This is a genomic window from Rhizobium sp. NPDC090279 (assembly GCF_044769665.1).
Lineage (GTDB): Bacteria > Pseudomonadota > Alphaproteobacteria > Rhizobiales > Rhizobiaceae > Rhizobium.
This window is the reverse complement of sequence record NZ_JBIVYI010000008.1, coordinates 102,197-129,166: the sequence shown is the minus strand read 5'-3', so window position 1 is coordinate 129,166 and position 26,970 is coordinate 102,197. Positions and strand designations below refer to the sequence as shown.

General features: G+C 58.4%; 20 protein-coding genes. 16 read left to right on the top strand and 4 right to left on the bottom strand.

Features of this window, described 5'->3' with window-relative positions; all coding sequences use genetic code 11:
• Positions 1-8 precede the first annotated feature (8 nt).
• The 3 genes from ACIQWP_RS20595 to ACIQWP_RS20585 are packed head-to-tail and all read right to left on the bottom strand — an operon-like array spanning position 9 to position 5,945.
• A complete protein-coding gene (locus ACIQWP_RS20595) occupies positions 9-1,316 on the bottom strand; it encodes a glycosyltransferase family 4 protein (protein ID WP_402791324.1) in 1,308 nt (435 codons plus the stop codon).
• A 4-nt stretch (positions 1,317-1,320) separates the two neighbouring features.
• Positions 1,321-4,578 (bottom strand): glycosyltransferase, encoded by a 3,258-nt coding sequence (locus tag ACIQWP_RS20590; RefSeq protein ID WP_402791321.1) that lies wholly within the window; start codon positions 4,576-4,578, stop codon positions 1,321-1,323.
• A gap of 29 nt (positions 4,579-4,607) precedes the next feature.
• Complete coding sequence (locus tag ACIQWP_RS20585) at positions 4,608-5,945, bottom strand: polysaccharide biosynthesis/export family protein (protein WP_402791318.1); 1,338 nt, start codon at positions 5,943-5,945, stop codon at positions 4,608-4,610.
• Between the two features lie 313 nt (positions 5,946-6,258).
• Here ACIQWP_RS20585 and ACIQWP_RS20580 point away from each other — a divergent pair, with 313 nt between their 5' ends.
• From ACIQWP_RS20580 to ACIQWP_RS20510, 15 genes are all read left to right on the top strand, one after another.
• Positions 6,259-7,446 (top strand): glycosyltransferase, encoded by a 1,188-nt coding sequence (locus ACIQWP_RS20580; protein WP_402791315.1) that lies wholly within the window; start codon positions 6,259-6,261, stop codon positions 7,444-7,446.
• 478 nt (positions 7,447-7,924) lie between these two features.
• Entirely contained in the window at positions 7,925-9,628 is a 1,704-nt protein-coding gene (locus ACIQWP_RS20575; protein WP_402791312.1) for a putative bifunctional diguanylate cyclase/phosphodiesterase, read from the top strand.
• Positions 9,629-9,672: 44 nt separating this feature from the next.
• Positions 9,673-10,179, top strand: coding sequence for a ubiquinone biosynthesis methyltransferase UbiE (locus ACIQWP_RS20570; RefSeq protein WP_402791309.1), 507 nt, complete (start codon positions 9,673-9,675; stop codon positions 10,177-10,179).
• Positions 10,176-11,351 (top strand): methyltransferase domain-containing protein, encoded by a 1,176-nt coding sequence (locus tag ACIQWP_RS20565; RefSeq protein ID WP_402791307.1) that lies wholly within the window; start codon positions 10,176-10,178, stop codon positions 11,349-11,351. The genes ACIQWP_RS20570 and ACIQWP_RS20565 overlap by 4 nt, the downstream gene beginning before the upstream one ends.
• Positions 11,348-13,708 (top strand): SpoIIE family protein phosphatase, encoded by a 2,361-nt coding sequence (locus ACIQWP_RS20560; protein WP_402791304.1) that lies wholly within the window; start codon positions 11,348-11,350, stop codon positions 13,706-13,708. The genes ACIQWP_RS20565 and ACIQWP_RS20560 overlap by 4 nt, the downstream gene beginning before the upstream one ends.
• A gap of 4 nt (positions 13,709-13,712) precedes the next feature.
• Complete coding sequence (locus ACIQWP_RS20555; RefSeq protein WP_402791301.1) at positions 13,713-14,267, top strand: ATP-binding protein; 555 nt, start codon at positions 13,713-13,715, stop codon at positions 14,265-14,267.
• Between the two features lie 19 nt (positions 14,268-14,286).
• Positions 14,287-14,625: a hypothetical protein gene (locus tag ACIQWP_RS20550; RefSeq protein WP_402791298.1), complete on the top strand. Its 339-nt coding sequence runs from the start codon at positions 14,287-14,289 to the stop codon at positions 14,623-14,625.
• A gap of 460 nt (positions 14,626-15,085) precedes the next feature.
• Positions 15,086-16,099 carry a UDP-glucuronic acid decarboxylase family protein gene (locus ACIQWP_RS20545; RefSeq protein ID WP_402791295.1) on the top strand — a complete coding sequence of 338 codons (1,014 nt, stop codon included), beginning with the start codon at positions 15,086-15,088 and terminating at the stop codon, positions 16,097-16,099.
• Positions 16,099-17,085: a UDP-glucose 4-epimerase GalE gene (galE, locus tag ACIQWP_RS20540; protein WP_402791293.1), complete on the top strand. Its 987-nt coding sequence runs from the start codon at positions 16,099-16,101 to the stop codon at positions 17,083-17,085. Before ACIQWP_RS20545 ends, galE begins: the two co-directional genes overlap by 1 nt.
• A complete protein-coding gene (locus tag ACIQWP_RS20535; protein WP_402791290.1) occupies positions 17,082-18,914 on the top strand; it encodes a glycosyltransferase family 2 protein in 1,833 nt (610 codons plus the stop codon). The genes galE and ACIQWP_RS20535 overlap by 4 nt, the downstream gene beginning before the upstream one ends.
• Positions 18,915-18,952: 38 nt before the next feature.
• A complete protein-coding gene (locus ACIQWP_RS20530) occupies positions 18,953-20,359 on the top strand; it encodes a UDP-glucose dehydrogenase family protein (RefSeq protein ID WP_402791287.1) in 1,407 nt (468 codons plus the stop codon).
• Between the two features lies 1 nt (position 20,360).
• On the top strand, positions 20,361-20,897 hold the full coding sequence (locus ACIQWP_RS20525; RefSeq protein WP_402791284.1) for a DUF995 domain-containing protein: 537 nt from the start codon (positions 20,361-20,363) through the stop codon (positions 20,895-20,897).
• A gap of 17 nt (positions 20,898-20,914) precedes the next feature.
• Positions 20,915-21,862, top strand: a complete 948-nt coding sequence (locus tag ACIQWP_RS20520; RefSeq protein WP_402791281.1) for a glycoside hydrolase family 26 protein — start codon at positions 20,915-20,917, stop codon at positions 21,860-21,862.
• Between the two features lie 30 nt (positions 21,863-21,892).
• Positions 21,893-22,396 (top strand): DUF995 domain-containing protein, encoded by a 504-nt coding sequence (locus ACIQWP_RS20515; protein WP_402791278.1) that lies wholly within the window; start codon positions 21,893-21,895, stop codon positions 22,394-22,396.
• 954 nt (positions 22,397-23,350) lie between these two features.
• Positions 23,351-24,481 (top strand): helix-turn-helix domain-containing protein, encoded by a 1,131-nt coding sequence (locus ACIQWP_RS20510; RefSeq protein WP_402791275.1) that lies wholly within the window; start codon positions 23,351-23,353, stop codon positions 24,479-24,481.
• A gap of 154 nt (positions 24,482-24,635) precedes the next feature.
• On the opposite strand, the gene ACIQWP_RS20505 is transcribed toward ACIQWP_RS20510, so the two are convergent.
• On the bottom strand, positions 24,636-25,643 hold the full coding sequence (locus ACIQWP_RS20505) for a LacI family DNA-binding transcriptional regulator (protein WP_402792076.1): 1,008 nt from the start codon (positions 25,641-25,643) through the stop codon (positions 24,636-24,638).
• Positions 25,644-25,971: 328 nt separating this feature from the next.
• On the opposite strand from ACIQWP_RS20505, the gene ACIQWP_RS20500 reads away from it, so the two are divergent.
• The gene (locus tag ACIQWP_RS20500) at positions 25,972-26,958 is read left to right on the top strand and encodes a sugar ABC transporter substrate-binding protein (RefSeq protein ID WP_402791272.1); all 987 of its coding nucleotides are present in this window, start codon (positions 25,972-25,974) and stop codon (positions 26,956-26,958) included.
• Positions 26,959-26,970: the final 12 nt, after the last annotated feature.

Below are 26,970 nucleotides of genomic sequence, written 5' to 3'. Positions count from 1 at the left end.
CACAAGCCTCAGCCTGCCTCATCGATCAGCCGATGGGCGGCTGAAAAATCGCCTTTCGCTGCCGACCGAGCGGTTGTCCTGGTGGCGTTCGCACGTTCGAGAACGCGCTCGTACAGGGCGAGCAGCGCCTCGCACCATGATGCCGGGGTGTGAGCCATCTCCCTGGACCGGCGGAGGCAATTCACGCTCATCAGACGAAGCAGCATGTCATCGCTGGCAAGCCGGCGTAATCCGCTTGCCAGCGTTTCCACCTTGCCGCTCTGAAAGGTCGATCCGCAGCCGAGCATGGAGAGTTCGTCGCCGAGAAGCGCCGTATCCGGCAAGATCACCGGTATGCCGCTTGTCACGGCCTCAAGTGCCGCCAATCCGAAGGGCTCAGGCACCCGGGAGGAAACGACGAGCGCACGCGCGTCGCAAAGGATGTCCCGCATCTCGCCCTTGGATTTCCAGCCATGAATGACGACCTCCGGAAAATCCCGTTCCAGGCGAGTGCGGCCGGCGCCATCGCCGATGACCTGCAACTTCACACCGGCGAGCCGTGCCGCGATCGCGGCGTCCTCAAATCCCTTCTCCGGCTCCAGGCGGCCGACAAAGAAGAAGTCGCGCTTCCTCCAGGGCTCTGTGGGATGATCGAGGAAAGGCTCGACCGGATTGCGGATTATTTCCATGTTGCCCATGTCGATTTGCCCACGGGCGAAATAATCGCGCATGCGCTGATGCACGACGACGATATTGGCGGCAAATTGCTGGATCGGATAATAATGCTCCCGCACCATATGGCGGGCCGATCTCCAGATCTTCTCATGATAGCCGCGCTTGTCACAATTCGTCGCCAGACAGCCGAGCGACATCGGCGTCAAAGGGCAGACCTGGCCCCTGCGATAATTGGCAAATCCGCCATTCGGGCAGGAGAGGAAATAGTCGTGGGCATGCAAGACGACACGGTCGCGAACGGGCCACAAAGCCCGAAAGATCGAGGGAGACAGGATCTTCGACCAGCCATGGACGTGATAGATGGTGCCCTTTGTGTCGACACGCGACATCAGAGCCTTCAGGCCGTCATGGGCCTGGCGGCTGTAAAGGCCACTCGCAAGTGCGCTCAGACGCGGCTGCTGCATCAGCGGCTGTGCCGCCAGATTGATGGTGTCGGACGCCGGTTGTTCGGAGCCGGCGACATCGCCGGCGAAATAGGTCACGGCGACCCCGGCATCCTGCAGCAAACTGGCCGAAAGGATCGCCAGATTCGACGCTCCGCCTATCCTGGCGGAGCGGTCGTTGATGACGACGACGCGATCGAGATCGGGTGAGCGCGCCACTGGGCTATTCCAACGCTTCGATATTTTGCGGCGCCAGCCTGCCTTTGAGCAGATCGCGAAACGCAATGACATTGCCCTTGAGTCGGCCCTTGCGGTCGACCCAGGGCTCCGGCCGCCAGACCTTGACAAGGTTGGATGCAAGATTGCGGCCGATCTGCATTACTGCCTGTGGCACGCTCATGGTGCGCTTGCGCATGAGATAAAGCGGATTTGCGATTTGCGAATAGCCGAGGCGGACACCACCCGATCGGCCGCCTTTCGTACCGAGATGCACGCCTTCGAGCTGCTTGACGCTGACAACCTGGCCATAATGGGCAACGAGCCTGCTGAAATCGACATCCTCGAGCCAGCCGTAGAAAGGCAGGTTCTCGTCGAAACGCAGCGCTGCGGCTTTGACGATGGCCATGCGGATCGCCATGTTGCAGCCATAGGCATTGTAAACCGATCGAATCTGCATTGCGGGCTCCGACCGCCGCCGACGCTTGGTGTCGACCAAACGTAAGCCGTCGCGAACGGAAATACCCGGCCCGGTAATGCCGTCCGCCAGCACGGTGCCGGTGCACATGGCGACATCGGGTTGCAGCTGAAACAGCCGTTCAGTTTCCTCGAGATAGGCAGGCGTCATCAGAAAATCGTCATCGAGGAAGAGGACGATATCCGCATCCTGAATGTTGTCGAGGATGCGATTGCGCTGACGGCAAAGCCCGCGCTCGCTGATAAGCACCCGGACGGGAATGTCGAGATTTCGCAGGCAACTCGGATCGATGTCTTCCGGCGAAGAAAGGCAGACGACGATCTCATCCGGCTTGCGGGTCTGGCTGGCAACGTGCGGGAGGATGGACGACAGGATATCGCGGCGGCCGGAGCTTGCAATACCGAGCGTGATCTTCATGGGACGTCCCGTTACCTGACCGGTAAGACGCCTTGCAGACGCACGCACCTGACGCCTTTCCGGTCTGCGACGCCAAAAGCGCTTGTCTTGGCGATGACGTCTCTCGTGGCTGCGGTTGGCGATGATGCCGAGGATATTGATCGTTGTCGTGCCAAAACTTGCCAGCGCGTCCGACAGCCTCTCGACCGTCATCTTGTTCGTCTGTCCGACGACGACGACGATGCCCTCGAGATAGGTGCAGATGACGCGCGTATCTGCAGAATCCTCGAATGCCGACATGTCGACGATGACAACCTTGTATCGCCGCCGCAGCAAGTCGATCTCGGCCTTCAGCGCAGGCAGATGCCCATAGCGCTGAAAGGTGGTGACGGATTTCTCGGTTTCGTCGACGGTGACGACCGGGACGCCGCCATGCGCCTGCATGATCTCCGCCTCGGGCTCATGCTCGGCCTTCGCGACGAGCAGGCCGCCTTCATGGGCAACGGCATAGCGGCGCGGCACGTCGTTGATGCTCAGCGCCTCCATGCCGAATTCCGTGCCGGCCTCAGTCACGACGCAGCTCAGCCTCGCGTTGAGAAAGTCGGCATCGATGAGGACAACGGATGCGCCCTCGTGCTGGTAGAGCTGTGCGAGATTGGTTGCGATCGTGGTCTTGCCTTCGCCGGTGCCGACCGAGGTGATGCCGATGACCATGGGCGCATTCGGCGGAAAGGCGGAGTCGATCGAATGCTTGACGCCGCGCAGGGCTTCGGAAAATTGCGAATAGGGCGTATCGAGCACGGATCTGAGCGGCAACATGGTTCGTCGCCAGCCGGCATTGGCGACTGCCATGCTTCCCGGCAGGAAGGATGGGCTCATATAGACCGGAACGTGGCCGAGAGAGCTGATCCCCAATTCCCGCCGCAGCTTTTCGCTGGAGCTGACGCGGCGATCCAGGCCATCGCGCAAAAGTGCCGCCATGACGCCGCCCGCAAGGCCAAGCATGGCCGTGAACGGCAATACGAAGGATGATTTCGGCCAGGTCTTTGCCAGCGGCACGGCGGCTGCCGTCACGACACGAACGTTGCCAAGCGGAAAGGATTCCTTTTGCAGCGCGCCAATCAGCTGCTGCAGGATGCTTTCATACATCCGGCGATAGGTGGTCGCCCGGCTTTCCATCTCCGACAGCTCGACCCTGGCCAGATTCTTGTCTGTTCCGGCGTCCTTCAGCGAGGCCAACTCGTCGCTGAGAAGTTTTTCGCGGGTTTTGGCAACATCCAGATTTGCCTTGTAGACCGCCTGGATGCGCTCGAATTCCTTACGCATGTCCCCCTTTATTCGATCGATTTCCTGCTGGGCGGCGATGATGGCGGGATTATCGACATCATACCGGCTCGTAAGGTTGTTCAACTTGATCGTGGCAGCGCCGAGATCTTCCTGCAGTTTCTGTATGCGCGGATTGTTTATCGTCTCGTCGACGTCGCCTTCAACCTTGCCACCTGACATGAGCTGGTTGAGCGTGACGAGCTTGGCCGACTCCGCTGCGGTTTGCGCCTTGGCTGCGACTGCCTGACTGCTGATCTCCGACAGTTGCTGCTGATCGAGAGAAGAGGAGGTGCTGATTTCCATGATGCCGTTCTTGGCGCGAAATTCTTCGACGTTCATTGCCGCTTCGCGCGCCTGCCGTCCGACTTCGATCAGACGTGTTTCCAGCCATTGGGCGCCGCTCTGTGCCGCTGAGGCGCGGTCCGAAAGACCCGTGCTGATATAGGCTTCGGCAATTGCGTTCGCCGCCTGGGCCGCCTTCTGCGGATCGACCGAACTGTACCCGATCTCGAGAATGTAGGACTGGCCGACGCGATTGACCGAGACCCGCGACAGGAAGGACGCCATGGTGCGGCGCATAAGGTCGTCCTCAGTCGTTTCTGCTTTGGCGCTGCCGTCATCGCCATGCCTGAAATAGCTGAAGAGCGCACGCAGCTTGTCATGCAAGGCGGCTTGCCAGGACATGCCGCCCACGATTTCCGGATCTTCGGTGAGGTTGAGTTTCTGCACGACGGCACGCGCAGTGGCCTCTGATTTGACGATCTCGACCTGGCTTGCAATTTCCGCCGCTTCGATGATGACAGTTCCGGTAAAGGCATCCTGCGAGACGATGCGTCCTTGGTCGGGGTCCATGACGAGCCGCGTTGTCGCAAGATAGACCGGCTGGGTCGTTGCCATGTAGAGCCCGCCGATACCGAGGCCCGCCCCCATAAACAGTGCGAAGATCACCCAGTGGCGCTGCAGGAAACGCCAGACATCGCGAAACGATATATACTCGCTGCCTCCTGCGCCTTTGGCCTCCGAAGGAATATTGCGCAATCCTTTACCGATCTCGTGAACTGCCATGATCATCGCCCCACATTGCTCGCTTATCACTATTGAGATTGACCGACGTCCGCAGACGAAAGCGCGGTACCGTCGAGGCTTCCGGAAATGTTGTAGCGCACGTCCAGCACATCCCCGGGCTGCAGTGCGGTCGCTTCCGATGCCTTGATCGCATTGGCTTCGTCGCCGTTGCGAGTAATCCAGTATTCCATCGGCTGAAGATCGAGCGCCTTCATGCTCTGGCTTCTCGAAAGCGAAGCGCCTGAAATCTGCAGCAGCTGCAGTGTCGTGTTACGCTTGAGTTTCGTATCCTCGATTTCAGTCTCGGTGGTCTGCAGCTGTTGGCCTGCATCGGTCTTTCGCAGCCCCTTGAGATTGAGCGCATCGCGCTCGGTCTCGCTCAGCTTCTGTTTTGCCTGCATCGACGCGACCACAAGGTCCAGCTTGCCTGCCTGCATTTCGGCAACGATCCGCTCCAGAGAGGTCTTTCGCGATGTGGTCAGGATTTTGGTGTCGACCAGCTTGGAAATGTCGCTCAACTCGTCCTGAGCGATTTTCACCTGTTCGTCCTGCGACGACATTTTCTCATCGAGAATGTTGATCTCGTTGCGCAACAGTACTTCCAGATCCGCGGCGGCAACGAGTTGCTGGCGCAAAGCATCGGCCCTGGCATTGAACAGGTCGACTTCGCTCGTCATGATTTGCCACACCGCCGATCCTTCGGGAGCAGCTTTGATCTCCGGCGGAAATGTGATCGCCGGCTGATCGTTGAGTTCGGCTGTCAGGCGGGCCCGCCGGGCACCGAGCTGTTTCAGCTGCAGCTCCATGCGGCTGATCTCGCCGGCATAGCTGACCTGCTGAGCCTCTGAATAGTCACCGTTCTGACTGGACCGTCGTTCGCGCCCGCCGGCCATGGCAACGGCCTGCTTGACGGTCAGGCCGGGCCTGAACTCCAGCTCGCTCGGCTTTTCGACGGCGCCGGATACGTAGATCATCGGATATTTGACGACTTCGACCGAAGCCGTGGGCGCAACCGCCAGACCGGTGATCTGCTTCAATTTTTCACCGATATCGGCACTGATGCCTTCGACGGTCCTGTCGCGGACCTGCATTTCTCCGATCATCGGGATCGAGATCGAACCCGATTGCGACACGACATACTCGCCATTCAGCGCAGTCCATTCCTTGTATTCGCCCGTCGCGGCAATCCATTCGACGATGGCAACTTTGATCCGCGCCTGAGGCCCGACACGGTAGACATCGCTGTCAGCGGCACTGGCTACGCCATGCAAGCCCGCACCCGACAGCATCAATGCCAGCAACCAGGGCGCCACAAGCCGAGGTGGCTTGGGGATGGAATGGTAAGGTAAAGCGTACACTTTAGACATGAGCCGAAATCTCGCTTTCTTAATCGCTTGCACCCTCACGCGGATGAAGGCGCCATACTGCGAGATCAGCAGCTGAACGCATAACGTGTAAATCCCCTACCAAAGCAACAGGGCTTATCATTTCTGGCAGGGAGCTAGGCGAAGCAGCCGTCTCTTGGTCGGGTAGGCATATCCTTGTGTGCAGGTGCCGGCCGGCGGCTAAATCTTTTGGGTACTCCCTTCGGCCATTTGTATGCCGTGGTGAACCGATGTAGGCCCTGTCGCAAAAGTTGCCGGCTGCCCAATGTTGCGTCGACGCATGGAGGGAAAAGCAATGCGAGTGGCGATCGTGCATTATTGGCTGGTGTCGATGCGGGGCGGAGAAAAGGTGGTCGAGGCCCTCTGCGACATGTATCCGGACGCCGATATCTTCACGCTCGTTTATGATGAAAGACACATCTCCGAGAAGATCCGCAAGCACAAGATCTTCACGTCCTTCCTCCAGCGGATTCCAGGCGCCGTCAGGGCCTACCAATCGCTCTTGCCACTCATGCCCTTTGCATTGGAGAGCTTCGACCTTACGGGCTATGATCTGATCATTTCCAGTGAATCGGGTCCGGCCAAGGGCATCATCCCGCCGCCACGGGCAACCCATGTCTGCTATTGCCACTCACCCATGCGTTATCTCTGGGACCACTATCACTTCTACCGATCCCATGCGGGTCTCGCATCCCGGCTCATGTTGCCGATGCTGGCGCCGCTGCTACGCTCCTGGGACGTCAATACGAGCATGCGGGTCGATCGTTTCGTCGCCAACTCGCATCATGTCAGCGATCGCATCGGCAAATATTATCGGCGGCCTGCGAGCGTGGTCTACCCGCCGGTCAATGTCGACGATTTCACGCCGGCGGCATCGACCGAGGATTTCTATCTCTGCGCGGGCCAACTGGTACCCTATAAGCGGATCGATCTGGCGGTGCAGGCCTTTACCCAGATGAATCGCCGATTGATCATTATCGGCGAAGGCAGCCAGATGGCGGAGCTGAAACGCATGGCCGGCCCGTCCGTCACCTTCCTGGGCCGAGCTCCGTTTCCGCTATTGAAGGAAAAGCTGGCGCGCTGCCGTGCGCTGATCTTTCCGGGCGAGGAAGACTTCGGCATGGTTCCCGTGGAAGCGATGGCAAGCGGGCGGCCCGTCATCGCCTATGGAAGCGGCGGCGCGCTGGAAACGGTTGTGCCGGGCGTGACCGGCATCCTTTTCGAGCAACAGTCTGTCGACGCTCTGATCGAGGCTGTCGTCGATTTCGAGGCCACACAGCATCGCTTTCGGCCCGAAACGCTGCAAGCACATGCAGAGCAGTTCAGCCTGCGCAAATTCACGGCGGGCATGCACGCCATCATCAATGAGGAGCTGCTGGTTCGCAAGGCGGCAAGGCTTGGCAACCGCCCTGCCCTTCAACGTGGACGCGAGACGCAATTGCCGGTGCTTGCGATGGAGCCGCACAACACAACGCTCCAATAGCCGGGCATACCGGAAGCGAACGGAAATCGACGCCTATGCCGGGGGAACGATATGGCCTCCAGGGCTCCCCGGGGAGGAGAGAGGCCCGGCATCGATCCCCACGTCAACCGAGAAGGAAGCGCCGATGGCGCGCCATGCTCCGCGAATCAGTTATGCACAATCGAAATCGCCCGATGGGAGCGCCACAACCGGCGCACTGTCCCTGTCCCAGTAATACAATCTTCTTGCGCTCGTATTGAAACAGGACGACGTCGCCGCCATCCATTTAATCAGCATATGTCTCAGCAATCATTGCTAAATATGAACATATCGTAATATATTTACTTAAAGCGGTTGCCACGTTCTGGTAGGTTATGACCTGCGCCCGCACGCTCGATGAGACTGCGATTGTCGATGCGCAAGCTCCGATGCGAACGGACCAGTTCAAACTGGACAACGGCCAGACTTTGCGTGGCCGGCTTGGGGAGGACGAGGCCATATGCCGGAAAACCGAGTGGATCGGTCGCAGCAAATTCCATATGAGTCCGGATCTGACAATGGTTTGGAGGCGATGATCTCGCTTTGGGACCTCGATCTCAAACTGCTCGATTCCTCCAACAAGTTCAAGGAACATATCGGCCTTGCATCCCGTGGCGAGACGACGTTGTGGGAGGCTTACCCTGCACTCGCCAAACCGGCTCTTGCTGCGCTCATCCGCCAGGTGATCGATACCGGTGAGCTCCGTACGATCCAGCTTGACGATCCAAGGCTGGGAAAATGTAACTTCCTGATCTCCTACATCCAGGCCGGGCTGTTGATTGTCGAAACCAGCGGGGCGAGCGCAAATGGACGCCCGTCATCCGAAGACAATGAAAGGGCGCGGCTCATTCATCAGGCCACGCATGACGTCTTGACCGGATTGCCCAATCGCCGCCAATTCAGTGCGGCACTGGCGCAACTGCTTCCCGCAAGCGGCAAGATCGGGCCGGCACTGATGCAGCTCGATCTCGACGACTTCAAGCCTGTCAACGATACCCTTGGGCACGGCGCCGGCGACGTCGTTCTGAAACTCGCCGCCGAAAGGATCAAGGAAGCGCTCGGTCGGGGCGGAACGGTCTACCGTCTTGCCGGCGACGAATTCGCCATCATCCAGGTCGGGCCGCAGCGGGCCTTCGAGGCGGAAAGGCTGGCGGACGCACTGGTCGCGGAATTCAAGAAGCCGTTCACGGTCAACGGTATTTCTCTCTTCGTCGGCGTCAGCGTCGGCATCGCAATCGCGCCGCGCGACGGCAATGAGGGAGAACAGCTGATGAAGGCTGCTGATGTTGCCCTCTATGCGGCCAAGAAGGAGGGGCGTCGACGGGCGCGGACTTTCGATCCCGCCATGCTGATCGTGGTCGAACAGAGGGAGTTGCTGCGACGCAGCCTGCGCGTGGCGCTCCAGCGCGACGAGTTCTTCATCGAATATCAGCCGTTGGTAGAGCCTCCATCGACGGTGGTGGGCTTCGAGGCACTCTTGCGATGGCGGCATCCAACCTTGGGGATCATTCCGCCGGCCGCTTTCATTCCCATGGCCGAAGCCGATGGCCTCATGCGCGAAATCGGCCAGTGGATGCTGGAGGAAGCCTGCCGTGAAGCCCTGACATGGCCGACCCACTATTCGCTCGCGGTCAACCTTTCTCCGGCGGAATTCCTGACGCCTGGCCTCACCGATCGTATCTCGCAAACGCTCGACATCGTCGGATTTCCGGCCGAACGCCTGGAACTGGAGATCACCGAAGGCGTGCTCCTGGAGCGGACCACCAACAATCTCGACACGCTGAACACGCTCAACGTGCTCGGCATACAGATTTCCCTCGACGATTTCGGCACGGAATACTCCTCGCTCAGCTACCTCAAGAATTTTCCCTTCGATACGATCAAGATCGATCGCTACTTCATCCGGGATCTTTTGCAGGACATCAAAAGCCAGACCATCGTGCGCTCCGTGATCGGTCTTGCCCACGGCCTGGACATGCGGGTGACGGCAGAGGGGGTCGAGACACCGCAGCAGGCAGCCTGGCTCCAGCAGGAGGGCTGTGATCGGCTGCAGGGCTATTGCATCAGTCCTCCGCTCAGCGCCGACCGGCTTGATGATTTCATAAGGCAGGGCGTGCGCGCTCAATCGGCTGCGGCATTTGACGAATTCCGCGCCGGGCAGTGAGTTTTTGTAACGCATTTCATCCGCGAGTTTCTCAAGGGGATACCATGGAAGTGCAAGTGGACGCGGCTTTCGAACCATTGCTTGAACTGGAAATGGAGATGGCGACCCTGGCAGCGGACTGGCTGCATTGCGACCAATGCGCCACCTATGTGGCCCGCATGGTCAGCCACGATCGCCACGATCCCATCCGCCATGCCAATCTGCTTTCGGCAGCCTTGAACGAGCTCTTCGAGATGTCGTTCCACACCAGAGAGTGCGACGGCGCTCTGAACTGTCGCTTCTACAGAAGCGGCTCCATCGAACGCATCGAATTGACCTTCCCTTGCTCGGCCGAGCAACGCAACTCGTACGAGGCGATCGTCGAGCGCATCGGGAGAGGTCAGGCGCTGGCAAACTATCTCGATGTCATCACCAACGACGCCGTGCGCGCCGAGCATGCGATCCTCCTCGGCCTTGCCGTCAACTACGACGCCGGGATCGAGCTGTCGGGCCAAGATGCCGGAAGGATGACTTTCGTGGTGGATCTCGCGCTCGAAAGGCTACTCAATTGAGCAACCACTCCTCTGGCCGTTTCACGGCGCAATTCGATGCCAACAATCAGGAATTCTCACTTTCGGGCATCCTCAGACCGCATTCGATTGCGGAGCTTGCCGATGATCTCGCCCTGCTGCGCAACGGCATCGAGACCGTAAACGGCATCTGCTACATCAATCTGAAGCGCGTCACGCATATGAACAACACGGCGTTCCGCGCCCTGACGCATGCACTCCTCGATGCCACGCGATCGAGACCCGATCTCAAGCTGACGGTTGTCGCTTCGAGCGTCGTTGCCTGGGCGTCGCGACTGTTTCGCCATTTGGGCGATCTGTCGCCGAATATCATCGTCGAGATCTACGATTCAGCCTTCTACCCGGGCCAGACATTCGTCGAAAACCAGAGCTTCATACCAATCCTCAGGACTCAGACAAAAATGACGTGGCGGCATGAGCGAGAGATATTGCCGCGACACGGTCTTCGCGAGGGTTTGCTTATCGCGGACATCTGCTGCGGCATTGGTGATTTCGCCATGCTGTTGCGAAAGGATTTCAAGCCGGCGCGGATCGTTGCCCTCGATCACTCGGTGCCCAGCCTGGAATATGCCCGCAAAGTTGCCGAGGATTTCGACGTCCGCGACATCGAATACACCTATGGCGACGCATCGCAGATGCTGTTCGAAAGCGATCAGTTCGATTTCGTGACCTGCAGGCACTCGTTGCAAATCTTCGACCGCCCCGATGTCCTGCTTCGGGAGCTCTATCGCATCTGCAAACCCGGCGGCAGGGTCTACATCACCAACGAGAAGAACTCCCATTGCCTTGGCGAGCCTCGGGCGGACAGCATCCAATGGACCTATAACGAGGTCGCGAAACTCTTCGCCCACTTCGACATGGATGTCGAAATGGGTCCCAAGGGTCGCCGCATGCTGCTGGATGCCGGCTTCAAGGATGTGCGGATGGAGAGCTTCATGGTGACCAATCTCGATGGCGATCCGCAGGATTTCGCCGATATCATCACGGCGTGGCAGAATGTCTATGCCGATGAAATGGCGGTCAGAAGAGGGGATTCGGCCGCATTCATCGAACGGTTCAAGCAAGGTTTCGCCGATCATATTTTTGCGGCACTCCATCCAAGAGGCTATGCCGGCTGGCCGATCTGGGCCTCTTCGGGACAGAAACCGCTATGACAGACACGCCATCTGCCAAGCAACGGTTCGGATTGCGCTCATTTCGCGCCAAGTTTCTGCTTGTCGTTGGAGGGGCGGTTCTCTTCGACCTGCTCGTCAGTGGCGGCCTCGCGCTATGGAATGTCCAGCGTCTCTCGCGCAACGCGACGACGGAAGTGGGACAGGGCCTGGAGAAGGCGAGCCAGGATTACATTCGCTCCTACGCGGATTCGACCGCCGCCGAGGTCGGTTTGCTGATCGACCAGGTTCATTCCGACGTGAAGGCGCTGGCGGGCGTACTTCAGGGGCAGATCGACAATCCGGCGAGAAGCGGCGATGTCGGCGCCGCCATGACCAAGGCGTCTCCCGGCGCCGTAACTGTGACGTACGATCCGGCCGGTCAGTGGGCGCAAAACCTTCCCGGAACGCCCTCGGTCATCAGCGTCTGGGGCTACCTGCTGGACAAGGACCACCGCCCCCTGCCGCAGGTACAAGCAGACATAGAATGGAGCGCAGTGCTTGATCTGGTCGCTCCTTCCTTGCTGCACAATGGCGCGTCGAAGCTGCAGATGTATTATATCGGCCCGAGGGAACGCCCGATTTTCCGCACTGCGCCCTATACGACGCAGGCGCAGACCTTCGACCGACTCTATCCCGGCCACAACAGCGCGGACTTTTGGACCTTCTTCTTTCCGGGCCTCTACGAATCCTGGCAGCAATGGACTTCCAAACCGTCATCGCGCCCTGTTGCCGATTACATTACCCAGACCGCCCCCTACACCGATGCCATCACTGGCAAGCTGATCGTCAGCTTTTTCCACCCGCTCTGGACGCCGGATCGGCATGGTGTGGCGGGTGCGGCCGGTGCCGATATTACGCTCACGCAACTTGCCGAAATCGTCGAGCACGTGAAAGTCGCCCAGACCGGCTTCGGCTTCCTCGCCATGTCGAATGGAAACGTCGTCGCGATCAATCCCGTCGGCGAGAAGATCATCGGCCTGCGGTCCGCCAACGATGCCGCCGCCAAGGGGGTCACCGGCGTTGACCGGTCCCTGCGCAACAGCACGCAAACGGCCATTACGAAACTGCCGCTCGACGCGGATGGCGCGATCCAGCATATTTCCCTCAGCGAACAGGGAGAGGAAGTTCCTTATCTCGTGGTCGTCAAGCAGTTGGACCCGACCAATCTCTGGGTGGATGGTCCTGTGCAACGCGAGGTCATGTCGCTTGGGATAGTGGTGCCCGAGCGTGAGATCTACGCCTCGCTTATTGCTGCCAAGGATGAGATATCGCGCGCCACCAACCGCATCCTGCTCTATCAGATCATGGCGGTCCTGGTGTCGCTGATGATCGTTACGGCGGCCGTCTTCGCTGCCTCGAAGCGCGTCACCAGCGGCATCAGCGCACTGGCGAGCGCCGCCAAGCGCATACAGGCGAAGGATTATTCCGTCCGGGTCGATATCTCGACGAGGGACGAGGTGGCGGAAGCCGGCGTCGCGTTCAACCGAATGGCCGAGGATATCAGCTTCCACACGGAAAACCTCGAGAAGCTCGTGACCGACCGAACCAAGGAGATCGAGGCGGCCAAGGAAGAGATTTCAACCCTCAACAGCCAATTGCAAAACGAAAACCTGCGGCTGGGTGCGGAACTCAATGTCGCCAGACAGATCCAGCTTATGGTCCTGCCGCGGGCCAAGGAGCTGACGGCAATCAAGCATCTGGAGATAGCCGCCTACATGCGCCCGGCCGACGAAGTCGGCGGTGACTACTATGATGTCCTGCAGAACGGAAACAATCTGAAGATCGGCATTGGCGACGTGACCGGCCATGGGTTGGAGAGCGGCGTGCTGATGCTGATGGTCCAGTCGATCGCACGCGCACTGCAGGAGGCGGGCGAGATGGACCCGGCGAAATTCCTGACCGATCTCAATCGTACGATCTTCAAGAACATCGAGCGGACAAGGACGGACAAGCATCTGACCTTGTCGTTCCTCGACTATGACGGCGAGAGGTTGACGATATCCGGTCAGCACGAAGACATGATCATCATCCGCCAGAACGGCAAGGTGGAGCGGATAGACACAGGCGATCTTGGTCTGCCGGTCGGCCTTGAGGCCGATATCGCTCCCTTTGTCGATACGCGGCAAGTGCCCTTCGAGAAAGGCGACATGGTTGTCCTGCATACGGACGGCGTTACCGAGGCGGAGAATTCAAAGGGCGAACTGTTCGGCTTCGAAAGGCTTCTGGAGGATGCCCGTCGCCTGCATGGCGGCACCGCGGAGGAGGTCGTCGAGGGCATACTCGACGATTTGATGACCTATATCGGGACCCAGAAGATCCATGACGATATTACTCTTGTGGTGATGCGGCACAGGTGAGGAGATGACGACAGCAACTTTCGGCAAGGAACATCTGGTTTCGTTCAACGCTGCCAATGCCCTTCGCATTCGCCTGTTCGACGGACCGCTTCATCTGGCATGGCGACATTCGGCGATGACCTCGGACTTTATCGCAGAGACGATGGCGCTCGAATTTCGAACGTCCGAGCGTCAATACAAGACGGCGCGCCACGACATCGGCTATCTGACGAACGAACTCATCGAAAACTCCATCAAGTTCCGCGCCTCGGGCGAGATCATTATCGAGGCGCTGAGCGATGCCCATCATTTCAGGATGCGGATCGTGAACCTGATCGACCGCGAAGCGACTGCGCGCTTCCAGGAGTTGTTGCTGAAGGTAACGGCCGGCGACCCCGGCGATCTCCTGATAGAACAGATCGAGGCAAGCGTTCTTGCCGGCGACAATGCGTCTGGGCTAGGACTGTTGACATTGATGAGCGACTACCAGGTTCAGTTGGCCTGGCATTTCGATGAGAATGGTCCGCACAGGCGGGTCAAACTGCAAACCTATGCCGCAATGGCAATTTCATCGGCTTGAACCCGCGAGAGGCCCCTTTATGGAAATCAAAGAAGAAGCATTCCGCGTCTGGTCCGAGGGCAGCACCTTGTATTTTGACGGGACCATGCGCCTGGCAGGCCCCGACGCCTATGCGCCGGTCTACGATCTGGCCAGGGCGGTCCTTCATGGGGGCGGCGGCAAAGCGACCTTCGATCTGACCGGTCTGCAATTCCTGAATTCCTCCGGCATCAACCTGCTTGCCAAACTGACGATAGAGGCGCGCAAGCACCCCGATATCCATCTCACCGTATGCGGCTCATCGCAAATTCCCTGGCAGATGAAATCGCTGCCGAACCTGAAGAAGCTTCACCCGCGCCTGGATTTGCGTTTGACATAGGCACGACCGCTCATCGCCCCGTGCATGATGAAATTCTGTCCTGCGTGACGAGTGCAGCACGATAGATCGTGTCGGTCCCTCTCAATCCAAATTTCCGTTAGCCTTATCTTACGCTTGGCCGCCTACCCGTCTGCGCGTGGATACATCTATTCGCATCCAACGATAGATTTGTCGTAACGCAGGAATTAAAAGTATATAACTAAATATAAATTATCAAATCTTCACAATAAAATTGAAAATACAGTATATTTTCACATCAAAACATATCTAGGTCGATACGTAAAAATGGACAGAATGTAAAACTTCTGCATTCCCTGATAATGACAGCATAGTTAAATATTAGTAAACTATAACCTGAAATTGCAGCAATAATTCCAAGTTGTAAATGCCTTGAACAGGGGTGGAAGTCGTACTTCGCCCTGAATACTCGGCTGCATGTCTAAATTTCCGGGAGGGTTTGATGGGCATAGCGTTCAAATCTGCAAGCTTAACTCCAAAAAAAGCAAAGAGGCGTGCGATTCTTGTTGCAGGAGGCGCAGGATTTCTCGGCTCACACCTCTGCGACCGTCTTCTACAAGACGGTCACGAAGTTATCTGCGCGGATAATTTTTCAACCGGACGGATGGACAATCTGTGGCATCTGCTTCGCTACGACACCTTCAGCTTCATTCGCCACGACATCATCGCGCCGCTCGATATACCCGTCAACGAGATCTACAATCTGGCGTGCCCGGCATCGCCGCCGCATTATCAGGCCGATCCGATCCATACGATGAAAACTTGCGTTTTCGGGTCGCTCAACCTGCTGGAGCTCGCCACGCATCATCAGGCGCGCATCTTCCAGGCTTCGACCTCGGAGATCTATGGCGATCCCCTGGTGCATCCGCAGCCGGAAAATTACTGGGGCAACGTCAATTCCTTCGGCCCCCGCTCGTGCTATGACGAAGGCAAGCGCTCCGCCGAGACGCTTTTCCGCGATTTTCACGCCCAGCACGGCGTCGATATCAGGATTGCGCGCATCTTCAACACCTATGGGCCGCGCATGCGCCCCGACGATGGCCGTGTCGTCTCCAATTTCATCGTCCAGGCACTCAAGGGCCAGGACATCACTGTCTATGGCGATGGGTCGCAGACGCGCTCGTTCTGCTACGTCGCCGATCTGATCGACGGCTTCATCCGTCTGATGGCCGACCAAACGACCACCCATACGCCCGTCAATCTCGGCAATCCGGCGGAGTTTACCGTGCGCGAGCTTGCCGAGCAGATCATCGCGATCACCGGCTCCAAGTCACAGATCGTCTACAAGTCCCTGCCGATCGATGATCCGCGCCAGCGGCGGCCGGATATCACCGTTGCGAAACGGGACCTGGCATGGGAACCGTCGGTCGCCCTGACGGAGGGGTTGAAGTCCACCGTCGCCTACTTCGAACGTCAACTGGTCCGTCCCGGCAGCGAGCTTTTTGAGGTTGCGTGATGTTCAGGCAAAGAATACTCGTCGTAGGGGGCGCCGGCTTCATCGGCAGCCACACCGCGAAACTCCTCCATAGTCAAGGCTTCGAGCCGGTCGTCTATGATAACCTTTCCACGGGTCACCTGACGTCGGTGCGCTGGGGACCCTTTGTGGAAGGGGATATCCTCGATACCGCGCGTCTTGGCAAAACGATCGAGGACCACAGGCCTGCGGCAATCATACATTTCGCCGCCTCGGCCTATGTGGGCGAGTCCGTCGAGAACCCGGCGAAATACTACGCCAACAACGTCAGCGGCACGCTGTCGGTTCTGGAGGCATGTCGCCGCACGGAAACGGACAAGCTGATCTTTTCATCGAGCTGCGCGATCTACGGAATTCCACGCCACCTGCCGATCCGCGAATGCGAGACGCCGCAGCCGATAAATCCGTATGGCAGAACGAAACTGATTGCGGAACATATGCTTGCCGACTATTCGGCGGCCTACCCGCTGACTTATGTGGCGCTGCGCTACTTCAACGCCTCGGGCGCCGATCCGGAACAGGAACTCGGCGAATGGCATGATCCGGAAACCCATCTCATTCCCCGCGCGCTATTGGCGAGCGGCGGCGCGATCGAGACCTTGGAGGTCTATGGCGACGACTATGACACGCCGGATGGCACATGCGTGCGCGACTATATCCATGTGCTGGACCTTGCCAGGGCGCATGTGCTGGCGGTGGACTATCTGCTGGCCGGCGGTGACAATCTCGCCGTCAATCTGGGGACCGGGCACGGCACGTCGATCAAGGAGATTGTAACCGCGATCGAACGCGTTTGCGGTCGCCAAGTTCCCGTCGTCATGCGCAGGCGCCGGCCGGGCGATCCGCCCGCCCTTTATGCCGCGTCGGATCTCGCCGCCGAGAAGCTCGGCTTCCGCGCCCTTCATTCCGACATTGATACGATCATCCGGACCGCCGCTCCCTTCTTTGGACTGGAGGTGCGGGGATGACGTCGATCCGGACACGAGCCCAGGTCATGAGGGACGCGGCGCTGATGACCCCGGTCCTGCAGGGCCGTCAGCGCGTGGAATATGCCGTTTGCGCCATGCTGTGGCTTGCGGCACTCGTCTATTTCTGGCGCTGGTGGTTTACGCCCGCGCACCATGTCGACCCCATAGGATCTGTCCTGCTGACCCTGGTGCTCGCATGGGTGACGATCATTCCGGCCTATTTCATCATCGTCTTCTTTCGCGCCCAAAGGCCGACCGGGCGGTTGCGGCTCCCCGCCGGCAGCCGTGTCGCCATGGTGGTGACGAAGGCGCCATCGGAGCCCTTTGCTGTGGTGGCGCGGACATTGTGCGCCATGCTTGCACAAGACGTGCCGCACGACACCTGGCTCGCAGATGAAGATCCGTCACCATCGACGCTGGATTGGTGCCGCAAGCACGGCGTCCAGGTTTCGACCCGCAAGGGCCGCGAGGACTACCACCGCCAGACCTGGCCGCGGCGTACCCGTTGCAAGGAAGGCAATCTTGCCTTCTTCTACGATCACTACGGCTACGAAGGCTATGATTTCGTCATCCAGCTCGATGCCGATCATGTGCCCGAACAAGGCTATCTCTTCCAGATGCTTCGCCCGTTCGCCGATGCCACGGTCGGCTATGTATCCGCGCCGAGCATCTGCGACCAGAATGCCCGCGAGAGCTGGTCGGCACGCGGCCGTCTCTATGCGGAAGCCAGCATGCATGGATCGCTTCAGGCGGGATTCAATTGCGGGCTGTCGCCTCTTTGCATCGGCTCGCACTATGCCGTCCGAACCACGGCTCTCAGGAGCATCGGCGGGCTGGGGCCTGAGCTCGCGGAGGACCATTCCACCACGCTGATGATGAATGCGCATGGTTGGCGTGGCGTTCACGCGCTCGATGCCATTGCGCATGGCGATGGCCCGCGTACTTTCGCCGATCTCATCACGCAGGAGTTTCAGTGGTCGCGCAGCCTGATGATGATCCTTCTGCAATATTCGCCAAGCTTGGTGAAACGACTGCCGTGGCGACTCAAATTCCAGTTCCTGTTCTCACAGCTCTGGTATTCTCTCTTCTCACTGTTCATGGCTTTGATGTTCCTGCTGCCGATTATCGCACTGACCAGGGTAAAGACCTTTGTTGATGTCGCCTATCCCGATTTCCTGCTGCATTTCGTGCCGCAATCCATTCTGCTGATCCTGTTTGCTTATCGCTGGCGCAGTACCCGCACGTTTCGGCCCGTCGATGCCAGGATCTTGAGCTGGGAGATGACATTGTTCCTGTTTGCTCGCTGGCCGTGGGCGCTCGTGGGAGCTCTTGCTGCCATTCGCGACTGGGCAACCGGATCATTCGTAGATTTCCGTGTCACGCCGAAAGGAACGTCGGATGTCGATCCATTGCCGTTCCGCATCCTTGTGCCTTATGCCGCGCTATCTCTCGTTTCCATCTTGCCGGTACTGACGGTCAATGCCGCGGGAGAGAGCAGCGGCTTCTATATCTTCGCAACGATGAACGCAGCCATTTACACCTTATTGCTGCTGGTCATCATCGTCCAGCATGCGCGCGAAAACACGGTCAGCACAAACAGGCGTTTCTATCGGCCGGCGCTCGCAAGCGGTCTCCTTGCCCTGACTGCCCTGCCTTTTGTCGGCATGATTGAGCACGGCCGTACCGGAATTCAATCGTTGATCTGGGACACCGACGGCTACGTGTTGTTTGAAGATCGCTTTTCAGTGGCGGGAGCAGGAATTGGCGGGCGCGGACTGCACAGAATGGTGCTCAGTTCACACTGGCAAGTCAGTGACACAGACAACTGAGGTTCATGACGAGAAAGTCGCTATTGGCGGGAACGCATATGAAGATAGCTGTTATTGGAACCGGATATGTGGGTTTGGTCAGCGGCACATGCTTTGCCGAATGGGGTAACCGCGTCGTTTGCGTGGACAGGAACGCCGAAAAGATTGCCGCCCTTCGTCAAGGCAGGATTCCTATCTACGAGCCGGATCTCGACGAACTGGTCGAACGCAACTACGCGGCGGGGCGGCTGGACTTCAGCTGCGACGTCGCGAAAGCCGTAGAGGGAGCCGCCATCGTCTTCATAGCAGTCGGCACGCCGCCCCATCTCGGGCATGGGGATGCCGACCTATCCTTTGTCTACCCGGCCGCGCGCGAGCTGGCGGCGCTTATATCAAGCGATACTGTTGTCGTGATCAAGTCAACCGTGCCCGTCGGAACCAGCGACGTCGTGCATAGGATCATCGGCACAGTCCGCGCGGCCGGGACCTTCGCCGTCGCCTCCAACCCCGCGTTTCTGCGTGAGGGAGCTGCCGTGCGCGATTTCCTCGTTCCGGACCGTATCGTCCTTGGCGTAGAGGAGGAATGGGCCTGCCAGCGGCTTGTCGAACTCTATGATACCCCGATCGAGCGCCAGGACACGCCTGTTATCATCACGATGCGGCGGACGGCGGAGCTGATCAAGCATGCCGCCAATGCCTTTCTCGCCACGAAGATCACCTTTATCAACGAGCTCGCCGATCTCTGTGAGGAGATGGGTAGCGACGTCGCAGAACTGGCTCTCGGCATGGGGCTCGACAAGCGCATCGGGGCAAGCCTCCTTGCGGCCGGCCCCGACGGCTCATGCTTCCCGAAGGGCGCACTGGCGCTATTGCAGACGGCGCAGGACCACGGCGTGGCGTTGCGTATCGTCGAGGAAACCCTTGCGGTCAACGAGGCGCGCAAGCGCCGCATGGCACGCAAGGTAACGAAAGCCCTTGGCGGCGATATTGACGGCCTGACGATCGCAATTCTCGGCCTAACCTTCAGGCCGGATACCGACGACATGCGCGACGCGCCTTCCGTGCCGCTCATTGAAACCTTGCAGCGCCTTGGCGGCCGTATTCGCGCGTATGATCCAGTCGGCATCGAGAATGCCGCAAAGGTCCTCAGCAGCGTCGATTTCTACGACGATCTCTATGAATGCGCGAGAAATGCCGATGCCGTCGTCGTCATGACGGAATGGGAAACCATCCGAAAGATCGACCTCGCTCAGCTCAAGCAGAAGCTGCGCCAGCCTGTTCTCATCGATCTGCGAAATGCACTGGACACGGAAGCTGCCCGGCTGATCGGCTTTCGCGTCTGCGCCATAGGCAAGTCGGCAAGCACAGATAGCAGCCTGCGCGACATTGCCAAGCAACGAAACCGACAACGAGCCGTGAAGGCGGCAACGCCGAAGCTCGTCCCAGTCACAATGCGGGAGAAATAATATGGAACCATCAAGGAAGACCTCCCCAGTCCCTGTAACATCGCTGGCATTAGCGATCGTTCTCGGGCTTGCAACGGGGAACAATGCAGCCATTGCCGCAACGACCACGAAGGTACCCGACGGCGCAAGGCCGATGACGGCGGCCGAGCTCTACATGCTCTATCATGACAAGAGCTGGCGGTGGCCCGATGGCGCGGGCCGAATGCAGAATACCGACCGACGGTTTTCAGCCTGGGTCGACGGAACCGGCGGGCGATCCTGGGCCGAGGGCCGCTGGGCTGTGACCGATGCCGGCCGTTTGTGTCTCGACGCAACCTGGCATGCTGCAAACGGCCAGTTTCCGGCCAAGACCTGCTTCATCCATCGCATTCTCGATGGCACGATCTATCAGAAGCGGGAGACTGACGGAGCATGGTTCGTGTTTCGCCATCCCATCACCAAGAAAACCGACGAGGCGACAAACCTGATCGCCGATGATCTGGTCTCACAGCGGCTGGAGGCCGTCAAAACCTCCTTGAACGTCCGCAAGACCGAATAGAGGAAGGAGGCAATCCGATGAAAACCCTATCAAAACTCACGACGGCATTGCTTGCGGCTGGCGCCCTCTGCGGCGGCGTATACGCCGCCAGCACGGGCTTGGACGCGAGGGCCGAAACCCGGCCTCTCTTCAATGACAAGAGGCCGATCATCACACCCCAATCGCTGCCAGGGGGTGCCTATGATCCCAATGGGGACTTTTCCAATGACCCCAGTCCGAAGATCGAGCATCTCTTCCTGCCCTGGGAAGATGTCGATCTGTCGACGCTGAGCACGGCAGACGATTATGCCCGCAAGCGCGGGCGCTCACTGCTGATCACCGTCGAGCCCTGGTCATGGGCTCGCGACTGGCGCGTCACGCCAACCGATCTTCTCGATGGAATTCTGGCGGGTCACTACGATTCCAACATGACGGCGATCTGCTCCGCGGCGGCCAAGCTCAATGCGCCCGTCACCATTCGCTGGGCCCAGGAAATGGACGAGAAGAACGGACAGTTCACCTGGGCTTACTGGAAGGCGGACGATTATGTGAAAGCCTACAGACACGCTGTCACCGTCTGTCGCAAGAGCCTTCCCTCGGCGCAATACATGTGGTCGCCGATGGGAAAAGACGGGCTTGAAGCCTACTATCCCGGCGATTCATTTGTCGACGTCGTCGGGTTGTCAGTCTTTGGCTACCAGCCGTTCGATCAGCGCAAGCTCGGGCGGGACTCGACCTTCGTGGAAGCGACCAAACCCGGCTACGACCGCGTGAAGCGCTTCAAGAAGCCGATCGTCATCGCGGAATTGGGCTACCAGGGAAATGAGGGCTACGTGCATGCATGGGCCGAAGAAGCCAACAAGCCGCACTCCGAATTTCCCGATCTGAAAGCGGTGGTCTACTTCAACGACCGTGAAGTCTACCCCTGGCCGGATGGCCTTGGCCGGCCGGACTGGCGCGTTGCCAGCCCACCTCTGTTGAATTGACCGTGGCGACGAAAGATTGAGGAGAGACACATGTCTTCGTTCCGCGTCATCACCCTAAATGCCATGTTCGCGATGCTGCTACTGCTGACCGACACCGCGAGCGCGGCGACGCAACATCAAATCGACCGAATGACGGCGCGTGCAGCCCACCATGCCACACCGATGAGCGCCAAGGAGCTCGGAAAACTCTACTCAGGACGTTCCTGGATATGGAAAGACGGGGCCGGCTTCTTCTCGCGCCATCATCGTCGATTTACGGCCTGGTCGCATAAGGGTGCTCAAAAATCCTACGCGAAAGGCATCTGGTATGCGACCGATCGCGGCAGGCTGTGCATGAACGCTGTCTGGTACAGCAAGAAAAGTGCCGCACCCAATGTGTCCTGCTTCCTGCATCGCAAGAAGGCCGGGATCATCTATCAGAAACGAGCATCAGGCGGAAAATGGTATGTGTTCCGTCATAACCCGATCAAACATGATGACGAAGTTCTGAAACTGCGGCCGGGCGACTATGTTCGCAGACATATGCCCGGTTGAAGTCGAATACTCACATAGGGGCTTTTACTTGGATAGCGGGCGGCACGCGTCTCACCTGTTCCGTCGAACCGCCATCCGGGCAATGCCCCTATTCTTTGCCGCGCATGCTGCGCGACATCGGATGGCTCACCTCAAAATGCACTGCGATTGTAACAATGCGACGTTCTTCCAAATCCGCTTGGCGTGCAGATATATGGAGATCCCTTGAAGTAATCACGCGCGGAAACCGAAGTTGTTTTCGCAAGAGAGCTTCCGCTATAGAACACAACATCGTTCTTTTGATATTTCTTCATATACAACTGAACAGTCTTATTCTTTACATGCACACTCTCATCAGCATTTGCATTCGTAGCCATGACTACCGAAGATACAATCGTCAGCATCGACGCTACAACCATAACAATGTTGCGATTGTGAATGGATAGATTGCAAGAGTTTTTCCCAAAACTCATAAGTTTACTCTCCTTTGCAAGTTTCCTCGTGTATTTCAGCGGAAAATATTTAAGAGAATTCTATAAATATCTTGAAAATATTAACGAAATCTGCTTAATTTCCCCTCATAGCCTTCGGGCGGGGAACTGCAACGATGCGGCCTGCAGCGGTAATAATTTGGCGCGACATTCGATGGATGCACAGAGTCTTCGCTCAGACATCCACAGACTTCTTTGGTTCGCCGGCCAATGCGCGCTGCAAGGCAGAATTCATTTCTCAGGATGTGATGCGGTGGTTTCCTGTATGTGCTGACCTTCGGACGGCCGGATGGACTCAAATTCCGGCTGTTTTGCGACGTTTAGAGAAAACTGCTAATGTCAGCGGCCGCCACTATCCGAGCATAACTCATTTTTGGCCCACATTGCGCGGCCTCGCCGGCACTGTCCGCCTTCGCTCGCCTATGGCAGGGACGTCGCTAATTCCATCAACCACTCGAGGATGCTTTCTCGAAAGGCCGCTACGATGATATGGAATAGGGCCGGGCCGACCTCCGAGCAACCAGCCTTTGTCGAACGCCGTCGGTGGCCCCGCATTTCCGAAGCGCCGCTTTGCGGCAACGCCACGGATCTGCCGGAACTGGTCTCGCTGCCGTTTTCCACCTCCAACGAGGCCCCAGGTCGGCGATTTTCAGCCTGGAAAGAGCGCATGGCACCACTGATAGATGCCTGTCTTCCGGAGAGCTCTCGAGTTGACGATTGTTTCGCAGCCAATCAGACCGTGTGGAATCTTGAAGGGGCGCTTCTCATCCAGCAGGAAACGTCGGCCTTCAGCTATGAGCGTTCGCCCGATAAAGTACGTTTCAGCGCCATAGATCATTGGCAGATCACCTTCCTGCGCACGGGCAAGACATGGACCAGCGTCAATGGGCATGTCGTTGAAAACGAGCCTGGCATGATGGAAATCCGCGCGCTTGGCTGCCCGTTCTACGGCCGCACCATAAGCGCCCAATCCGTCACCCTCATTCTACCCTGCGATCTATTCGCCGACTACGGCGGCCTGCCCGGCGCAAGCAACAACATCGTTTTGGGAGGCACGCGCGTCAAACTGCTGGCCGACTACATTGCGTTTCTCGAGGCAAACCTCAATCGTTTGACGAGGGATGATCTGCGCGGCGTGCGCAACCAGCTTCAGGAGATGATATTTCATAGTGTCGCGCCACTTGTGGACAGCCACGCCAACGGCGATCGCAGCTCCGAAATCGGGCTGATGACAAAGGCGCGCCGCTTTATCCAGAGCAACCTCGGGTCAGCGGATCTGACTCCGGAAACATTGAGCCGCGAACTGGCCATCTCCCGAACCAGGCTCTATGAACTGTTCCAGGCATCGGGCGGCGTCCTGAACTACATCCGCAGAAGGCGGCTTCTGGCCGCACGCGCGGCACTTGCCGACGTCAGCAATGGTCAGAGAATTGCAGATATCGCCAGTGATCTCGGCTTCGAATCGGCAGCCAACTTCAGTCGAGCCTTCACACACGAATTCGGCTATAGCCCAAGCGATGTTCGCAGACATACCGGAGAGTGCAAGATAGACCACCTGCCAAGGATGGCGGAGGCATCCACCTTCGGCGACTGGCTTAACACGCTCGGTATCTGACCGGTATAAAGCCATACAGCCATAAAGCAGTTGCGGCGAAGTTCACCGATTGCTGCGGATACATCTGCGGATCAACACCTGCAGGTAAAAGGATAGATATAGTTCATCAACACCAAGATGTAACGCCAGCGACAATCAACAACATCGCCACCTGTCAATCCGGTTGGGGTGAAGCGGTCGTTTCCCCTTCGGAAATCTCGCAGGCCAGCAAGAGCGGGTTGTCGAGGGCGGGGGCATCCTGCTTGCTCAACAGGACGGCAACGGCCGCCGCCGCAATTTCCTGGATCGGCTGTTTCACCGTTGTCAGCCGTGGCGTCGTCATGCTTGCAAGCGGGATGCCGTCAAATCCGACGATGGAAAGGGCAGCCGGGATCGGGATCCCCAGGTCATGGGCTGCGCGCATGCAGCCGATTGCCTGCTGGTCCGAACTTGCGAATATGGCGGTCGGGCGCTCGTGGCGCGCGCGGGCGAGAAGATAGTTTCCCGCAGACCGACCGCTTTCATAGTCGAAAGCCGCTTCGGCGATCAGCGGCGCCGCTTTCTGCTTGCCATCGCAGGCCAGTTCCATCGCATCGAGATAGCCCCTGAGGCGATCGCTGGCGGGGACGGAGTCCTTGGGACCCGAAATGAAGCCGATGCGGCTATGGCCAAGCTGCAGCAGGTGCTCGACGCCAAGACGAACGCCATTGCGATGATCGGCAGCAATGCCGGAATATCCCGGCAATAGGCGGTCGATGATGACGATTGGCAGCCCTTTCGGCAGCTTGAGCGTGTGAAAGTCGTTGCTCGGAACAAGAATGATGCCATCCACCTTCCGACTTGTCAGTTGGCCGATCCGATCCGCTTCCTTGGCCGCATGGTCAAAGGAAGTCATGACGATGATGTTGTAGCCATGACCCGCTGCCGCCTGTTCCGCCGATTGAACGAGTTCGGAGAAAAAGGGATTGGTGAGGTCCGGAATGATGATGCCGATGAGGCGGCTGACCTTGCCGCGCATGCTTCTGGCGGATGGGTCGGGCATATAACCGAGCTCTTCGATAATGCCTTTGACCCGCGCCCTCAATTCATCCGTCACGGAAGGATGATCATTCAGAACCCTTGAAACTGTCCCGGTGGAAACTCCCGCCAGCCTGGCAACGTCTCGAATTCCAACCTTTGGCATAACGGAAACCAACATCCCTTCTTTTCACCTTCGGAGACACCCCAGAAGCGCCTGACTCGGCTCCCAGCTAATGGTCTCGACCGCCTTAGTCAAAGGGCTTCGTCTCGCATCGATTCTCCATGGCATGAGGGTCCGCCATATCGAATGGAAACGGTTCATCATACCTATGTTCAGGAATTGGTAAAGTTGCAAATTTAAGCCAGTTTTGAGTGCTGCGCTCGACGCCTTGACAATTTTCAACGGCATGGTACCGAATAGAGGTGGAAACGGTTCATTGTCGTTGACAACTCAGGTGGAGCTGAGCCCAGGACCGTCCGGGAGGAGAGAAATGTCCAATTCCAGAAAGCATGAATCCGTCTTGGCCAACGCACCGCGACGTGCGGCGCTGAAGCTCGGCCTTGCCGGCACCCTGGTGCTTGCGCTGTCCTGTGGCGTGTCGCCCGCCTTCGCGGCCAGCAAGCCCAAGGTCGGCCTGATCATGAAATCCCTGTCGAACGAGTTCTTCAAGCAGATGAAGGCCGGCGCCGACAAGTATGCGGCCGAAAACAAGGACAAGTTCGACTTCAAGGCCGTCGGCATGAAGGACGAACGCGACTTCGCCTCGCAGGTCGACGCCGTCGAAAACTTCGTGACGCAGAAATACGACATCATCGTCGTTGCGCCCGCCGACTCGAAAGCCATGGCCACGCCGCTTGCAAAGGCAGTGAAGGCCGGCGTCAAGGTCATCAACATCGACGTGCCGCTCGATGCCGACGCCAAGAAGGCGGCCGGTATCGACCTTGCTTTCTTCGGTCCCGACAACACTGCGGGCGCAAAGCTTTCGGGCGATGCTCTTGCCAAGGACCTGGGACCGGGCGCGAAGGTCGTGATCCTGGAAGGCAATCCCGAGGCCGACAACGCCAAGGAGCGCAAGGTAGGCTTCATGGACTCCATCAAGGCGGGCAAGCTTCAGCTTCTCGACAGCAAGACCGCGCATTGGGAGACGGAAGAAGCCAACACCGTCATGACGAATTTCCTGACCAAGTATAAGGATATTCAGGGTGTCATGGCCGCGAACGACTCCATGGCGCTCGGCGTCGTCAAGGCGCTTGATGCGTCCGGCCAGAGCGGCAAGATCAAGGTCGTCGGCTTCGATAATATTCCGTCCGTCAAGCCGTTGATCAAGGACGGCAAGATGCTTGCCACCGTCGAACAGTATGGTGCCGAGATGGCGGCCATGGGCATCAAGTATGGCCTTCGCGAGTATGCCGGCGAAAAGTTCACCGGCTGGGTCAAGACTGATGTCACGCTCATCACCGCCAAGGATCTCAAATAGCCGATAATATCG

Excerpts from the sequence above, each read along its gene's own strand:
- ACIQWP_RS20560 (WP_402791304.1), top strand. The coding sequence starts at position 11,348 with ATGACAGACACGCCATCTGCCAAGCAACGGTTCGGATTGCGCTCATTT.
- ACIQWP_RS20590 (WP_402791321.1), bottom strand. The coding sequence starts at position 4,578 with ATGGCAGTTCACGAGATCGGTAAAGGATTGCGCAATATTCCTTCGGAG.
- ACIQWP_RS20535 (WP_402791290.1), top strand. The coding sequence starts at position 17,082 with ATGACGTCGATCCGGACACGAGCCCAGGTCATGAGGGACGCGGCGCTG.
- ACIQWP_RS20515 (WP_402791278.1), top strand. The coding sequence starts at position 21,893 with ATGTCTTCGTTCCGCGTCATCACCCTAAATGCCATGTTCGCGATGCTG.
- ACIQWP_RS20580 (WP_402791315.1), top strand. The coding sequence starts at position 6,259 with ATGCGAGTGGCGATCGTGCATTATTGGCTGGTGTCGATGCGGGGCGGA.
- ACIQWP_RS20545 (WP_402791295.1), top strand. The coding sequence starts at position 15,086 with ATGGGCATAGCGTTCAAATCTGCAAGCTTAACTCCAAAAAAAGCAAAG.
- ACIQWP_RS20505 (WP_402792076.1), bottom strand. The coding sequence starts at position 25,643 with ATGCCAAAGGTTGGAATTCGAGACGTTGCCAGGCTGGCGGGAGTTTCC.
- ACIQWP_RS20530 (WP_402791287.1), top strand. The coding sequence starts at position 18,953 with ATGAAGATAGCTGTTATTGGAACCGGATATGTGGGTTTGGTCAGCGGC.
- ACIQWP_RS20525 (WP_402791284.1), top strand. The coding sequence starts at position 20,361 with ATGGAACCATCAAGGAAGACCTCCCCAGTCCCTGTAACATCGCTGGCA.
- galE (WP_402791293.1), top strand. The coding sequence starts at position 16,099 with ATGTTCAGGCAAAGAATACTCGTCGTAGGGGGCGCCGGCTTCATCGGC.
- ACIQWP_RS20575 (WP_402791312.1), top strand. The coding sequence starts at position 7,925 with ATGCCGGAAAACCGAGTGGATCGGTCGCAGCAAATTCCATATGAGTCC.
- ACIQWP_RS20500 (WP_402791272.1), top strand. The coding sequence starts at position 25,972 with ATGTCCAATTCCAGAAAGCATGAATCCGTCTTGGCCAACGCACCGCGA.
- ACIQWP_RS20555 (WP_402791301.1), top strand. The coding sequence starts at position 13,713 with ATGACGACAGCAACTTTCGGCAAGGAACATCTGGTTTCGTTCAACGCT.
- ACIQWP_RS20550 (WP_402791298.1), top strand. The coding sequence starts at position 14,287 with ATGGAAATCAAAGAAGAAGCATTCCGCGTCTGGTCCGAGGGCAGCACC.
- ACIQWP_RS20570 (WP_402791309.1), top strand. The coding sequence starts at position 9,673 with ATGGAAGTGCAAGTGGACGCGGCTTTCGAACCATTGCTTGAACTGGAA.
- ACIQWP_RS20510 (WP_402791275.1), top strand. The coding sequence starts at position 23,351 with ATGATATGGAATAGGGCCGGGCCGACCTCCGAGCAACCAGCCTTTGTC.
- ACIQWP_RS20520 (WP_402791281.1), top strand. The coding sequence starts at position 20,915 with ATGAAAACCCTATCAAAACTCACGACGGCATTGCTTGCGGCTGGCGCC.
- ACIQWP_RS20585 (WP_402791318.1), bottom strand. The coding sequence starts at position 5,945 with ATGTCTAAAGTGTACGCTTTACCTTACCATTCCATCCCCAAGCCACCT.